The organism is Streptomyces sp. NPDC059897 (assembly GCF_042730865.1).
GTDB lineage: Bacteria > Actinomycetota > Actinomycetes > Streptomycetales > Streptomycetaceae > Streptomyces.
Genome location: NZ_JBHWKQ010000021.1, coordinates 131,226 through 145,584, shown reverse-complemented (window position 1 = coordinate 145,584; position 14,359 = coordinate 131,226). Strand labels below are relative to the sequence as shown.

Annotated in this window: 10 protein-coding genes; 7 read left to right on the top strand and 3 right to left on the bottom strand. The window is 72.3% G+C overall.

What is annotated here, in order from left to right; all coding sequences use genetic code 11:
• Nucleotides 1–197 precede the first annotated feature (197 nt).
• From ACFV9W_RS23395 to ACFV9W_RS23375, 5 genes are all read left to right on the top strand, one after another.
• Complete coding sequence (locus ACFV9W_RS23395; protein WP_385763933.1) at nucleotides 198–1,433, top strand: arginine deiminase; 1,236 nt, start codon at nucleotides 198–200, stop codon at nucleotides 1,431–1,433.
• An 82-nt stretch (nucleotides 1,434–1,515) separates the two neighbouring features.
• Nucleotides 1,516–3,000, top strand: a complete 1,485-nt coding sequence (locus tag ACFV9W_RS23390; RefSeq protein ID WP_385763931.1) for an APC family permease — start codon at nucleotides 1,516–1,518, stop codon at nucleotides 2,998–3,000.
• Nucleotides 3,001–3,025: 25 nt separating this feature from the next.
• Nucleotides 3,026–4,630 carry an amidohydrolase gene (locus ACFV9W_RS23385; RefSeq protein ID WP_385763929.1) on the top strand — a complete coding sequence of 535 codons (1,605 nt, stop codon included), beginning with the start codon at nucleotides 3,026–3,028 and terminating at the stop codon, nucleotides 4,628–4,630.
• Between the two features lie 61 nt (nucleotides 4,631–4,691).
• Nucleotides 4,692–5,705, top strand: a complete 1,014-nt coding sequence (argF, locus tag ACFV9W_RS23380; RefSeq protein WP_385763927.1) for an ornithine carbamoyltransferase — start codon at nucleotides 4,692–4,694, stop codon at nucleotides 5,703–5,705.
• Nucleotides 5,706–5,825: 120 nt separating this feature from the next.
• Nucleotides 5,826–7,286, top strand: a complete 1,461-nt coding sequence (locus ACFV9W_RS23375; RefSeq protein WP_385763925.1) for an amino acid permease — start codon at nucleotides 5,826–5,828, stop codon at nucleotides 7,284–7,286.
• Here the strand turns inward: ACFV9W_RS23375 and ACFV9W_RS23370 are convergent.
• Nucleotides 7,249–7,707: an ATP-binding protein gene (locus ACFV9W_RS23370; RefSeq protein ID WP_385763923.1), complete on the bottom strand. Its 459-nt coding sequence runs from the start codon at nucleotides 7,705–7,707 to the stop codon at nucleotides 7,249–7,251. The two genes, ACFV9W_RS23375 and ACFV9W_RS23370, sit on opposite strands and share 38 nt — an antisense overlap.
• Before the next feature lie 265 nt (nucleotides 7,708–7,972).
• On the opposite strand from ACFV9W_RS23370, the gene ACFV9W_RS23365 reads away from it, so the two are divergent.
• Entirely contained in the window at nucleotides 7,973–8,803 is an 831-nt protein-coding gene (locus tag ACFV9W_RS23365) for an enoyl-CoA hydratase family protein (RefSeq protein WP_385763921.1), read from the top strand.
• A gap of 7 nt (nucleotides 8,804–8,810) precedes the next feature.
• Nucleotides 8,811–11,099 carry a bifunctional salicylyl-CoA 5-hydroxylase/oxidoreductase gene (locus tag ACFV9W_RS23360; RefSeq protein WP_385763919.1) on the top strand — a complete coding sequence of 763 codons (2,289 nt, stop codon included), beginning with the start codon at nucleotides 8,811–8,813 and terminating at the stop codon, nucleotides 11,097–11,099.
• Between the two features lie 670 nt (nucleotides 11,100–11,769).
• On the opposite strand, the gene ACFV9W_RS23355 is transcribed toward ACFV9W_RS23360, so the two are convergent.
• Nucleotides 11,770–12,585: a PaaX family transcriptional regulator C-terminal domain-containing protein gene (locus ACFV9W_RS23355; RefSeq protein WP_385763917.1), complete on the bottom strand. Its 816-nt coding sequence runs from the start codon at nucleotides 12,583–12,585 to the stop codon at nucleotides 11,770–11,772.
• A gap of 4 nt (nucleotides 12,586–12,589) precedes the next feature.
• A complete protein-coding gene (locus tag ACFV9W_RS23350; RefSeq protein ID WP_385763915.1) occupies nucleotides 12,590–14,221 on the bottom strand; it encodes an AMP-binding protein in 1,632 nt (543 codons plus the stop codon).
• Between the last annotated feature and the right edge of the window lie 138 nt (nucleotides 14,222–14,359).

Below are 14,359 nucleotides of genomic sequence, written 5' to 3'. Positions count from 1 at the left end.
CGCGCTGACCAGTGCGGCGCAGAAGTCCTGTGAGGACCTGCTGCCGAAGGAGCTGCGGCCGTTGCTCGGTGAGCGCTGAGGCGGGGTCGCGCTCGGGGGGGGGGGGCCCCCCCCCCCCCGGGGGGGGGGGGGGGGGGGGGGGGGGGGGGCCCCCCCCCCCCGGCGCAACCATGGGGGACCGGGGTAAGGATGGCCCCATGGGATTCCACGTCGACTCCGAGACCGGGCGCCTGCGCCGAGTGATTCTGCATCGGCCCGATCTCGAACTGAAGCGGCTCACGCCCAGCAACAAGGACCAGTTGCTCTTCGACGACGTGCTGTGGGTGCGCCGGGCCCGGCAGGAGCACGACGGGTTCGCCGACGTGCTGCGCGACCGGGGCGTCAGCGTGCACCTCTTCGGGGATCTGCTCACCGAGGCCCTCGACGTCGGCGCCGCCCGCGGCCTCGTCCTGGACCGCGTCTTCGACGAGAAGGAGTACGGACCGCTGGCCACGGACCATCTGCGGGACGCGTTCGCGGCGCTGCCGTCCGCGGAGCTCGCCGAGGCGCTCATCGGCGGGATGACGAAGCGGGAGTTCCTGGCGGCGCACCCGGAGCCGACCTCCGTGCGCTTCCACGTCATGGAGCTCGACGATTTCCTGCTCGGCCCGCTGCCCAACCACCTGTTCACCCGCGACACCTCGGCGTGGATCTACGACGGAGTGTCCATCAACGCGATGCGCTGGCCCGCCCGGCAGCGCGAGACCGTGCACTTCGAGGCGATCTACCGGCATCACCCGTTGTTCCGCGACACCGAGGGCGGCTTCCACGTCTGGTCGGAAGGGCAGGCCGACTATCCGTCGACCATCGAGGGCGGCGACGTCCTCGTCATCGGGCAGGGCGCCGTCCTCATCGGGATGAGCGAGCGGACCACCCCGCAGGCCGTCGAGATGCTCGCGCACAAGCTGTTCGCGGCGGGCTCGGCGCGCACCATCGTCGCCCTCGACATGCCGAAGCGGAGGGCCTTTATGCACCTCGACACGGTGATGACGATGGTCGACGGTGACACGTTCACCCAGTACGCGGGGCTCGGCATGCTCCGTTCGTACACCATCGAACCGGGCACGTCCGGCGCCGAGTTGAAGGTCACCGACCATCCGCCCGAGCACATGCACCGCGCCATCGCCGCGGCCCTCGGGCTCCCCGAGATCCGGGTGCTGACCGCGACGCAGGACGTGCACGCCGCCGAGCGCGAGCAGTGGGACGACGGCTGCAATGTGCTCGCCGTCGAGCCGGGCGTCGTGGTCGCGTACGAGCGGAACGCCACGACGAACACGTTCCTGCGCAAGCAGGGGATCGAGGTCATCGAGATCCCGGGCAGCGAGCTGGGCCGCGGCCGGGGCGGCCCGCGCTGCATGAGCTGCCCGGTCGAACGGGACGCCGTGCCCACCTGACCGGGCCACCGGCGGCGATCTTCCCAGACCGCCCCGGCGCGGCGTACGGTCCTGGCGACCCGCCAAACGAAAGGCATTCGTTTTGACGTCGTCCACCGGGGCCGAACACGGCGCGTCAGCGTCCGCGTCCGCCGCCCACCCCGCCCCCACTCTGGAGAAGGGCGCCATCGGCACGGGCGACCTGGTCTTCTTCGTCGTGGCCGCCGCGGCGCCGCTGACCGTGATGGCGGGCGTCGCCCCGCTGGCCATCGGGATGGCAGGGCAGGGCGCGCCGCTCGGCTACCTCGTCTCCGGACTGCTCCTGATCGTCTTCGCCGCCGGTTTCACCGCGATGAGCCGCTACGTACGCAACGCCGGCGCCTTCTACGCGTACATCGGCCGGGGCCTCGGCCGTCCCGCCGGTGTCGGTTCCGCGTACGTCGCGCTGCTCGCGTACAACGCGATCGAGGTCGGACTCCTCGCCGCCTTCGGCTGGTTCACCGAATCGGGGTTCCGGGACCTGACCGGCGTACTGATCCCCTGGTGGGTCTGGGCGCTCGCCGGTCTCCTCGTCATCGGCGTGCTCGGCTGGCTCAAAGTCACGCTCAGCGCCAAGGTGCTGGGCGTCGCGCTCGTCCTCGAAGTGCTGATCCTGCTGGTGTTCGAGGCAGGGGTGTTCGCGCACGGCGGCGGGCCGCACGGCCCGGAGTTCGGCGTCCTGTCGCCCGGCCACCTCCTGAACGGCGGCGTCGGCGGCATGTTCGTCCTCGCCATCGGCGCGTTCGTCGGCTTCGAGGCGACCGCGATCTACGCGGAGGAGGCCCGCGAGCCGGAGCGCACGGTGCCGCGCGCCACCTACATCGCCGTCGCGTTCCTCGCGCTCTTCTACACCTTCACCGTCTGGATGATCATCAACGCGTACGGTGCCGGGGACGCCCAGCGGGCCGCGAACGGGGACGGCGGCGGCGACATGGTCTTCGCCGCGACCGAGCGGTTCGCCGGGGCCTGGGCCGCCGACGCCATGCAACTCCTGATCATCACCAGCGCCTTCGCCGCCACCCTCGCCTTCCACAACGGCGCCACCCGCTACTTCTACGCCCTCGGCCGTGAGGGCCTGCTGCCGCGCCGCCTCGGCCGGGTCACCGCCCGCACCGGCTCGCCTGCCGTCGCGGTCGTCGTGCAGTCGGCGATCGCGCTGCTCACGGTCGTCGTGACGCTGATCGCGGGCGTGGACCCGTACAGCGTCACGTTCCTGTGGACCAACGGCACCGGCATCCTCGGCGTGATGCTGATGCAGGCCTGCGCGGCGCTCGCGGTGTTCGGGTTCTTCCGTCGCGACCGGCGTGGACTGCCGGTGTGGCGGGTGGTGTTCGCGCCGCTCGTCTCCTTCGCCGGGCTCGCGGTGCTCATCGGCCTCGCCTGCGTCAACCTCGACCTGCTCACCGGCGCGACACCGGGCGTCAACGCGGTGCTGCTCGCGCCGCTGCCGGTGCTGTTCTCGCTCGGGATCGCCGTCGCGCTGCGGGTGCGGCGCCACGACCCGGCCGCGTACGCCCGCCTGACCACGACCGACGCCGAACGCGTCTGACCACCGAACCGAAAGGACCAGGTACGTGCTGGTACTCCGCGGCACCGTCCGCACCGGAAGCGCGGCGTACGGAGACGTCACCGCGCTCGCCGTCCGGGACGGCCGCATCCTCGCCCTGGGGGCGGAGGCCGAGGCGCTCGCCGCCACCGCCGACGAGGTGCTCGACCTCGGCGACGGCGGACTGCTCATGCCGTCCTTCGGCGACGGCCACGCCCACCCGCTCTTCGGCGGCCTGGAGCACTTCGGCCCGCGGATCAAGGAGTTGGGCTCCGTCGAGGAGATCGTCGCCGAGGTCGGACGGTGGGCCGCCGCGCACCCCGAGGAGGAGTGGATCGTCGGCGCGAGCTACGACCCGGCGCTCGTCCCCGACGGCGAGTTCGACGCCCGCTGGCTGGACGCCGCGGTGCCCGACCGGCCCGTCGTGCTGCGGGCGTACGACTACCACACGGTGTGGTGCAACACCGAGGCCCTGCGCCGCGCCGGGGTCGATGCGACGACACCGGAACCGCGCCTCGGCTGGATCGTGCGCCGCCCCGACGGCACCCCCATGGGCACCCTGCGCGAGTGGCACGCCTGCGACCTGGTGCTCGACCGGGTACCGGGCCGCCCCGTGGACGAGCTGGTCGAGGCGCTCGGCGTGGCGGGGGAGGCGTACGCGCGTGCGGGCCTGACGTGGGTTCAGGACGCGTGGGTGGAACCGGAGATGGTCGACGCCTACCTGGAGGCCGCCCGCCGCGACGCCCTCCGCTTCCGCGTCAACCTCGCCCAGCGCGCCGACCCGGACCGCTGGCGCGAGCAGCGGCCCGCGTTCACGCACCGGCGCCGCCGCGTCGAGGCCGAGGGCGGCGAGCTGCTCACCGCCCGCACCGTGAAGTTCTTCAGCGACGGCGTCATCGAGGGCGGCACCGCCGCGCTCCTCGCCCCCTACGACGACGCCCCGCACAGCTGCGGGATGCCCGTCTGGGAACCGGCGGCGCTCGCCGAGGCCGTCCGGGCGTTCGACGCGGACGGCTTCCAGACCCACATCCACGCCATCGGCGACGCCGGGGTGCGGGCCGCGCTCGACGCCATCGAGTCGGCGGCGAAGGCCAACGAGACGTGGGACCGGCGCCCCGTGATCACCCACGTCCAGCTCGTCGACCCCGCCGACCTGCCGCGCTTCGCCGAACTCGGCGTGATCGCCAACTTCGAGCCGCTGTGGGCGCAGCCCGACCCGCTGCAGACCGTCCTCTCCGTCCCGCGCATCGGCGACAAGCGCTCGGCGCTCCAGTACCCGATGGGCGAGCTGCGGCGCGGCGGGGCGCGGCTGTCGTTCGGCAGCGACTGGCCGGTCAGCTCGTACGAGCCGCTGGAGGGGATCCAGATCGCGGTGACCCGGCGGACCTTCGACGGCGACCCGGAGGGCGGCTGGCTGCCCCACCAGCGGCTGACGGTAGAGGAGGCGCTGGCCGCGTACACGGCGGGATCGGCGCATCAGGCGTTCGCGGACGAGCGCGCGGCGCTCGTGCCGGGCGCGCCCGCGGACCTGGTGTGGCTGTCGGCGGACCCGCGGAGCACGGACCCGATGCGGCTGCGGGAGATCCGGGTGCTCGGCACGTGGCTGGCGGGGAATCCCACGTTCCGCAACTGATCATGAATAGAAATGTGGAACATCGTATAGACTTCCATTGTCCCGAACTCGTCCCCGAGCCATGTCCAGGAGTACCCCCATGAGCCTCACCGGCCGCCACTTCCTCAAGGAGCTGGATTTCACCGCCGAGGAGTTCCGAGGCCTGGTCGACCTGGCCGCGGAACTGAAGGCGGCCAAGAAGGCGGGGACCGAGACGCAGTACCTCAAGGGCAAGAACGTCGCGCTGATCTTCGAGAAGGCGTCCACGCGCACGCGCTGCTCGTTCGAGGTCGCGGCCGCCGACCAGGGTGCTTCGACGACGTACATCGACCCCGCCGGTTCGCACATCGGCAAGAAGGAGTCGAGCAAGGACACCGCTCGCGTCCTCGGCCGGATGTTCGACGCCATCGAGTTCCGGGGTGACGAGCAGTCCATCGTGGAGACCCTCGCCGAGTACGCGGGCGTGCCGGTCTACAACGGCCTGACCGACGACTGGCACCCCACGCAGATGCTGGCCGACGTGCTCACGATGACCGAGCACAGCGTCAAGCCGCTCACCGGGATGTCCTTCGCCTACCTCGGCGACGCCCGCTTCAACATGGGCAACTCCTACCTCGTCACCGGCGCCCTGCTCGGCATGGACGTCCGGATCGTCGCGCCGAAGGCCTACTGGCCGGCCGAGGCGGTCGTCGCGAAGGCCCGCGAGCTGGCCGCCGCCAGCGGCGCGCGGATCACGCTCACGGAGACCGTCGAGGAGGGCGTCGCGGGCGCCGACTTCGTGGTCACCGACGTATGGGTCTCCATGGGTGAGCCCGAGGAGATCTGGGACGAGCGCATCAAGGCGCTCACGCCGTACGCGGTGACGATGGACGTGCTCCGCGCGACCGGGAACGCGGACGTGAAGTTCCTGCACTGCCTCCCCGCCTTCCACGACCTGGGCACCAAGGTCGGCCGCGAGATCCACGCCAAGTACGGCCTGGAGTCCCTCGAGGTCACCGACGAGGTCTTCGAGTCGGAGCACTCCGTCGTCTTCGACGAGGCGGAGAACCGGATGCACACCATCAAGGCCGTCATGGTCGCCACGCTCGGCAAGTAGCCACAAACAGAACATTCGGTAAGCAACCGTTCAAACTGGTGGGGCCGGAACACCTCTCCCGGCCCCACCGGCATGCGGCACACCCCGCCGCACCGCACCACCAGAAAAGAGCACCACCCCATGTCGCCGACCCCGTCCGGCCTGCGCATCAAGTCGCCCGAGTCCCTCATCGCCGAATCGGGCGCCGACCTCGAAGGCCACGGCCTCAAGCGCACCATGGGGCTCTTCCAGCTCGTGTGCTTCGGCGTCGGCGCGATCGTCGGCACCGGCATCTTCGTCGGCCTGTCCGACACGGTCGCCGAGGCCGGTCCCGCCGTCATCCTCTCCTTCGTCCTCGCCGCGATCACCTGCATCTTCACGGCGTTCTCCTTCGCCGAGCTGGGCAGCGCGATCCCGGTCTCCGGATCCTCGTACTCCTTCGCCTACGCGACCCTCGGCGAGCGCGTCGCGTTCCTCGTCGGCTGGTGCCTGCTCCTGGAGTACGGCGTCTCGGTGTCGGCCGTCGCCGTCGGCTGGAGCCAGTACCTGAACGAGCTGCTCGACAGCATCTTCGGGTGGCAGCTGCCCGAGGCCCTGTCCGCCGGGCCCGCCGACGGCGGCGTGGTCAACCTGCCCGCCGTGCTCGTCATGCTGATGGCCGCGACGCTGCTGGTGCGCGGCATCCGCGAGAGCGCGCGGGCGACCGCCGCGATGGCCGTGCTCAAGATCGGCATCCTGATCGTGTTCTGCGCGATCGCCTACTCCGCCTTCGAGGCCGGCAACCTGACCCCGTTCCTGAAGGACGGCATGGCCGGTGTCACCTCCGGCGCCTCGCTCGCCTTCTTCTCGTACATCGGCTTCGACGCGATCACCACGGCGGGCGAAGAGGTCAAGAACCCGCGGCGCAACATCCCCCTCGCCATCCTGATCTGCATCGGCATCGTCACGCTGCTCTACGTCGCCGTGGCCGTCGCCGCCATCGGAGCGCTCGGCGCGGACGCCGTCGGGGACAAGCCGGCCGCGCTCTCCCTCGTCGTCGACCGGGTCACCGGCTCGTCCATCGGCGGCGGGGTCATCGCCTTCGGCGCGGTCGTGGCCATCGCCTCGGTGGTGCTCGCGGTGATGTACGGGCAGACCCGCATCCTGATGTCGATGTCCCGCGACGGGCTGATCCCGCGGGTCTTCGAGCGGGTCTCCCCGAAGACGCACACGCCGGTCGCCAACACGTGGATCGTGGCGTGCGTCTTCGCGGTCCCGGCCGCGTTCTCCTCGCTCGACGCTGTCGTCAATCTGACCACCATCGGCACGCTCGCCACCATGGTCGCCGTGAACATCGCGGTGATCGCGCTGCGCCGCTCGCACCCCGGCCTCAAGCGCTCGTTCCGGGTGCCGCTGTACCCGGTCAGCCCGGTCCTCGGCGTCGGGTTCTGCCTCTACCTGATCTGGGGCACGGGCTGGACGACCTGGGTCCAGTTCGCGGTGTTCCTCGTCGTGGGCGCGCTCGTGTACGCGCTGTACGGCCGCCGCAACTCGCGGCTCGGCGACGGAGGCGACGGCGGAGGGGCTACGCCTCGGACGCCGGACGCTGCGCCGGCACCGTAGACGGCAGAGTGAACCACACCGCCTTGCCGGAATCAGTGGGGCGGTGCCCGCACGAGGAGCTGAGCGTGCGGATGAGGAGCAGGCCGCGGCCGTGCTCCTGCCAGGGGTCGGGCGGCCCCTCGTCCTCCGGATTGGTGAGGTCGGACGGCGGCGCCGGGTCCGTGTCGTGCACCTCGACCTGACAGCCCGAGTCGAGCAGCTCCACGACCAGCTCGATCGGCGTGTCCCCCGTCGTGTGCTCCACCGCGTTCGCCACCAGCTCCGCCGTGAGCAGCTCCGCCGTGTCCGCGTCCGCGGCCGGTGACTCGATCTCGGACAGCGCGGTCCGCACGAGGGCGCGGGCGACCGGCACGGCCGCGGCCGTGTGCGGAAGAGCTATGCGCCACGACGTGGGCGTTGAGGGACCGGAGAAGGGAGTCACGGCGGAATCCTGGGGGCGGAGGGCGCGTATGCGGCTCAGGGGCGGGCTCGGGGACGGGCTCGGAGGAACGGGCTCAAGGGGGACTGTCCTGCGTTCAACCTTATGAATGGTACGGCGTGGGGCGAAAGAGGCTCTCGTCGGTGCGTGCAGGGACGTACGACCTCTCTCCGTTATCGCGTACTCGTGACGGCAGTCACGATGCGGTGATACGGTCGAGTCGTCTCGCCCCCTCCTCGGCACGCCCGCTCCCCGTCGGAGGCACCGCATGAGTCCGTTCACCGGATCCACCCCCCGCACCGACTCCTGGCAGCACCTCACGTACGCCGTGGACGAGAGCGGCGTCGCGACCGTCACGCTCGCCCGTCCCGAGAAGCTCAACGCGCTCACCTTCGGCGCCTACGCCGACCTGCGCGACCTCCTCGCGGAGCTGTCCCGCGAGAAGACGGTCCGTGCCCTGGTCCTCGCCGGCGAGGGCCGCGGCTTCTGCTCCGGCGGCGACGTCGACGAGATCATCGGCGCCACGCTCTCCATGGACACCGCGCAGATCCTCGACTTCAACCGGATGACCGGGCAGGTCGTCCGGGCCGTGCGCGAGGCCCCGTTCCCGGTGATCGCCGCCGTGCACGGGGTCGCGGCAGGGGCGGGCGCGGTGCTCGCGCTCGCCTCCGACTTCCGCGTCGCCGACCCCAGCGCCCGCTTCGCGTTCCTGTTCACGAAGGTCGGCCTGTCCGGCGGCGACATGGGCGCGGCCTATCTGCTGCCCCGCGTCGTCGGCCTCGGCCACGCCACCCGCCTCCTGATGCTCGGTGACGCGGTCCGCGCGCCCGAGGCCGAGCGCATCGGCCTGGTCAGCGAGCTGACCGACGAGGGCAGGGCCGACGAGGCCGCGCAGACCCTCGCCCACCGCCTCGCCGAGGGCCCCGCCCTCGCGTACGCGCAGACGAAGGCGCTCCTGACGGCCGAGCTGGACATGCCGCTCGCCGGGGCCATCGAGATGGACGCCGCGACGCAGGCGCTGCTCATGCACGGCGAGGACTACGCCGAGTTCCACGCGGCGTTCACCGCCAAGCGCCCGCCGAAGTGGCAGGGGAGGTGACCGGCGGATGACCGTTCGCGCCCGGCGCATCGCCGTCATCGGGGGCGGCCCCGGCGGCCTGTACGCCGCCGCCCTCCTCAAGCGCCTCGACCCGGACCGCGAGATCACGGTCTGGGAGCGCAACGCCCCGGACGACACGTTCGGCTTCGGCGTCGTCCTGTCCGACGAGACCCTCGGCGGCATCGAGCACGCCGACCCTGTGGTCTACCGGGCGCTCCAGGACGAGTTCGTGCGCTGGGACGACATCGACATCGTGCACCGGGGGCAGCGGCACACCTCGACGGGGCACGGCTTCGCGGCGCTCGGCCGCCGCCGGCTCCTGGAGATCCTGCACGACCGCTGCCGCGAGCTCGGCGTGGACCTGCGCTTCCAGGAGGAGGCGCCGCCGGTCGCCGCACTCCGCGAGGCGTACGACCTGGTGATCGCGGCCGACGGTGTGCACAGCAAGACCCGCGAGACGTACGCGGACGCGTTCGGCCCGCACATCGAGGAGCACCGCAACCGCTACATCTGGCTTGCCGCCGACTTCGCCTTCGACGCCTTCCGCTTCGACATCGCGGAGACCGAACACGGCGTGATGCAGCTGCACGGCTACCCCTTCAGTGCCGACGGGTCCACGGTCATCGTCGAGATGCGCGAGGAGGTGTGGCGGTCGGCGGGCTTCGCGGACATGGACGTACGGGAGTCGATCGAGACCTGCGCGAAGATCTTCAAGGACGCGCTCGGCGGCCGCACCCTGAGGACCAACAACTCCTCCTGGCTCACCTTCCGCACGGTCGTCAACGACCGCTGGTCGCACGGCAATTGCGTGCTCATCGGCGACGCCGCGCACACCGCGCACTTCTCCATCGGCTCCGGCACGAAGCTCGCCGTCGAGGACGCGCTCGCGCTCGCCGCGTGCCTGACCGAGCAGCCCACGACCGATGCGGCGCTCGCCGCGTACGAGGAGGAGCGCAGGCCCGTCGTCGCGTCGACGCAGCGGGCGGCGCGGGCCAGCCTCCAGTGGTTCGAGGAGCTGGGCCGCTATCTGGGCCAGCCGCCGCTCCAGTTCGCGTTCAACCTGCTCACGCGCTCGCGCCGGGTGACGCACGACAATCTGCGGCTGAGGGACGCGCGGTTCACGGAGTCGGTGGAGCGGGAGTTCGGCTGCCCCGAGGGCACGCCGCCGATGTTCACGCCGTTCCGCATCGGCGGCCTCGAACTGCGCAACCGGGTCGTGGTGTCACCGATGGACATGTACTCGGCGGTCGACGGGGTGCCGGGGGACTTCCACCTCGTGCACCTGGGAGCGCGGGCGCTCGGCGGGGCCGGGCTCGTCATGACGGAAATGGTGTGCGTGAGCCCGCAGGGCCGCATCACGCCCGGGTGCGCGGGCCTCTACACGGATGGCCAGGCCGAGTCCTGGCGCAGGATCGTGGACTTCGTCCACACGCGTGCGCCCGGTGCGGCGATCGGGGTGCAGCTCGGGCACTCCGGGCGGAAGGGGTCCACGCGGCTGATGTGGGAGGGCATGGACGAACCGCTTCCCGAGCCGGACGACAACTGGCCGCTCGTCGCGGCGTCCGCGCTCCGCTACCGGCCGGACAGCCAGCTGCCGCGCGAGCTGACGACGGCCGAACTGGCCGATGTGCGGGAGGAGTTCGTCGCGTCGGCGCGGCGGGCGGCGGACTCCGGCTTCGACCTCCTCGAACTCCACTGCGCACACGGCTACTTGCTGTCCGGTTTCCTGTCACCGCTGACGAACCGGCGCGCGGACGCGTACGGCGGTTCGCTGGAGGGCCGGCTGCGGTTCCCGCTGGAGGTCTTCGACGCCGTACGTGAGGTGTGGCCGGACGACCGGCCGATGACGGTGCGGATCTCCGCGACGGACTGGGCGGAGGGCGGCACCAGCGAGGAGGAGGCCGTCGCGATCGCCCGCGCCTTCGCCGCGCACGGCGCCGACGCGATCGACGTGTCCACGGGGCAGGTGGTCTCGGACGAGCGCCCCGCGTTCGGCCGCTCCTACCAGGTGCCGTACGCGGACCGGATCCGGGCGGAGGTTGGTGTCCCGGTCGGCGCGGTCGGCGCGATCTCGTCGTGGGACGACGTCAACTCCCTTGTCCTGGCGGGGCGTACGGACCTGTGTGCCCTGGCCCGCCCGCACCTGTACGACCCGAACTGGACGCTGCACGCGGCGGCGGAACAGGGCTATGTGGGGCCGGGAGTGGCGTGGCCCCGGCAGTACGGGGCGGGGAGCCGGCGGCCGCAGACGGGGCGGTTGGATGCGCCGAAGCCGAGGTTGGTGTTGCCGGGGTGACGGGGGCCGGGCCCCGGGTGGCGGGTGTCGGGGTGGTGGTCGTGTGAATGTAGGGCTGCGCCGGGCCGGTGTGCTGGTGTTGTTGCCTGGGGCGCTGCAGGGGTGCGGGGCCCCGGGGGCTGGGTGACGGGGTTGCGGCGGAGACCTGTTGCGCCAGTGGCGGCTGCCGGTCTGGTCACCTCGCCCATCTCCCACCCGCCCGCCCCCTCCGGGCGCTTCGGCCCCCCGGGGTTGGGCCAGGGGTGCCGGTCTCGCGAACGGCGCGCTGCACCGGGGCTCTTGAGCCGTGTCGAGGTTGGCGCCTCCGTCCTCGTTGCGCGGCACCGTGCGCCGCCTTGCCCACCCTGCCGCCCAAGGCGGCAGATTACCCAAGGCGGGCGGGGGCAGGCCTCGCGGTCCCCTGGGCGGGGAGCCGTGGGCGTGGTGGCTCAAGTGGTGGCTGTCCTTGGCGTCCTGGGTGGGGAGCCGTGGGCGTGACGGCCCAAGCGGTGGCTGTCCTTGGCGTCCTGTGCGCGGAGCCGTGGGCGTGACGGCTCAAGTGGTGGCGGTCCTCGGCGTCCTGTGCGCGGAGCCGTGGGCCTGGGGTGGCCCAAGTGGTGGCGGTCCTTGGCGTTGCCGGTGGGGCGGCAGGGGGGCGTAGGTGACGGGAGCCCTGCCGTTAGGGCTGCTTCTACGACCCCGGAGCCCGCGCGAACTCCGCCCCCGCCCCCCGCAGCCGCCCGTCCAGCGCCCCGAAGACCTCCGCCGCCCGCACCCCCGGCCACCCCTCCGGCAGCAGCTCGGGCGGCAGGCCCGGGTCCGCGTAGGGGAGGTGGCGCCAGGAGTCGAGGGCTCGGAGGTAGTCGCGGTAGGCCTCACGCGGCGGGGTCTCGTGGCGGGACTCCCACGCCCGCAGCACCGGCTCGTGCTCGTCCAGGAACGCCTCGTGGAGCTTGGCGAGGGCCGCGAGGTCCCACCACTGGGCCACCGCGTCCGCCGTCGCCGCGAAGCCCAGGTGTTCGCCGCGGAACAGCTCGACGTACCCGGACAGGCCGAGGCGTTCCAGGGTGTGCCGGGTCTCCTCGTAGACGGCGAGGGGCGCGAGCCACACGCCGGGTGCCGCCGTGCCGAAGCCGAGGCCGGAGAGCGTGGAGCGCAGCACGTGCCGCTTGGCGCGCTCGGACTCCGGGACCGAGAACACGGCGAGCACCCAGCCGTCGGCGGGGGAGCCGCTGCCGTAGATGCGGCGGTCGCCGTCGTCGAGGAGCTGGCGGGCGTCGTCGGAGAGGGCGTAGCCCGCCGCTCCGGACGTCGTGCGGGCCGGGAGGAGCAGGCCGCGGCGCTTGAGGCGGGAGACCGCCGAGCGGACGGACGGCGCGTCGACGCCGACCGCGCCGAGCAGCCGGATCAGCTCGGCGACGGGCAGCGGCCCCGGCAGGTCACGGCCGTAGGCGCCGTACAGGGTGACGATGAGGGAGCGGGGCGTATGCGTGGGCTGCTCGGGCACGTGATCACTCTACGGTTCCGGCCTCGCGGAGCCGGAACCGCTGGAGCTTTCCCGTGGCCGTGCGCGGCAGCGCGTCCAGGAACTCGATCGCGCGCGGGCACTTGTACGGGACGAGTTCCGCCTTGACGAAGTCCCGGAGCGCCTCGGCGTCCTGCCGCGCCCCGGCCCGCAGCACCACGTACGCCACCGCCACCTGGCCGCGCTCCTCGTCGGGGCGTCCGACCACCGCCGCCTCCGCCACGTCCGGGTGGCGAAGGAGGGTGTCCTCCACCTCGGGGCCCGCGATGTTGTACCCGGCGGAAATGATCATGTCGTCGGCGCGGGCCACGTAACGGAAGTAGCCGTCGGCCTCGCGGACGTACGTGTCCCCGGTGACGTTCCAGCCGTGCTGGACGTACACGGTCTGCCGCTCGTCGGCGAGGTAGCGGCAGCCGACGGGTCCGCGGACGGCGAGCAACCCCGGTTCACCGTCGGGGAGTTGATGCCCGTCGGCGTCGACGATGCGGGCCTCCCAGCCGGGTACGGGGACGCCCGTGGTGCCCGGCCGGATCGCGTCGTCCGCCGCCGAGATGAAGATGTGCAGCAGCTCCGTCGCGCCGATGCCGTTGATGATGCGCAGGCCCGTCGCCTCCTGCCAGGCCTGCCAGGTCGCGGCCGGCAGGTTCTCGCCCGCGGACACGCAGCGGCGCAGCGAGGAGATGTCGTACGAGGCCAGCTCGGGGAGCATCGCCCGATACGCGGTCGGCGCGGTGAACACCACCGACACCCGGTGCTCGGCGATCGCGGGCAGCAGTTTCTGCGGGCCCGCCTGTTCGAGCAGCAGCGCCGAGGCGCCCGCCCGCAGCGGGAACAGCACGAGGCCGCCGAGCCCGAACGTGAAGCCCAGCGGCGGGCTCCCCGCGAACACGTCGTCCGGCCCGGCCCGCAGCACATGCTTCGCGAAGGTGTCCGCGACCGCGAGGACGTCCCGGTGGAAGTGCATGCACCCCTTGGGCCGCCCGGTGGTCCCCGAGGTGAAGGCGATCAGCGCGACGTCGTCGGCGGAGGTCTCCACGGCCTCGTACGCCGTCGGTTTCGGGGCCGCGCGGTGCAGCAGGTCGTCGGGCCCGTCCCCGCCGAACGTGGTGATGCGCAGGCCCGGCACCTCGGCCTTCGCCAGGTCGTCGACCGAGCGGATGTCGCACAGGGCGTGCCCCACCTGCGCGATCTCGCACACGGTGGCCAGCTCGCTCGCCCGCTGCTGCGCGAGCACGGTCACGGCGACGGCCCCCGCCTTCATCACGGCGAGCCAGCAGGCCGCGAGATGCCGGGTGGTGGGGCCGCGCAGCAGCACCCGGTTGCCGGGTACGACACCGAGGTCGTCGGTGAGGACGTGCGCGATCCGGTCGACGGTCGCCTTCAACTCACCGTACGACCAAGGCGCTTGGTCGGGGGAGTGGAAGGCCGGGCGGTCCGCGCCGTGCCGCTCCACGGTGGTGTCGAGGAGCTCGGTCCCGCAGTTGAGCCGCGGGGGGTAGTCGAGCTCGGGCAGGTCGAAGGTGAGGCCCGGCCACAGCTCGGCGGGCGGCAGATGCTCGCGGGCGAAGGTGTCGACGTGCCCGGAAGGAAGCAGTGGGCTGAGTGGGTGGTGGGTCATGGCCTGGCGCCCCCTCGTGGTGAGTGGCTCGCATGCCGTCGCCGGGTGAGGCGGCGCGCATCGAGCGTATCGTGATGGTGACGACAGTCAACGGGGCGCGATACGGTTCCTGTGTGCGGGCGGCGGGCAGTGTGGCCG

What these genes read in the sequence shown, in the direction of transcription:
- ACFV9W_RS23365 (WP_385763921.1), top strand. Translation starts at nt 7,973, where the DNA reads ATGAGTCCGTTCACCGGATCCACCCCCCGCACCGACTCCTGGCAGCAC.
- ACFV9W_RS23360 (WP_385763919.1), top strand. Translation starts at nt 8,811, where the DNA reads ATGACCGTTCGCGCCCGGCGCATCGCCGTCATCGGGGGCGGCCCCGGC.
- ACFV9W_RS23375 (WP_385763925.1), top strand. Translation starts at nt 5,826, where the DNA reads ATGTCGCCGACCCCGTCCGGCCTGCGCATCAAGTCGCCCGAGTCCCTC.
- ACFV9W_RS23395 (WP_385763933.1), top strand. Translation starts at nt 198, where the DNA reads ATGGGATTCCACGTCGACTCCGAGACCGGGCGCCTGCGCCGAGTGATT.
- argF (WP_385763927.1), top strand. Translation starts at nt 4,692, where the DNA reads ATGTCCAGGAGTACCCCCATGAGCCTCACCGGCCGCCACTTCCTCAAG.
- ACFV9W_RS23350 (WP_385763915.1), bottom strand. Translation starts at nt 14,221, where the DNA reads ATGACCCACCACCCACTCAGCCCACTGCTTCCTTCCGGGCACGTCGAC.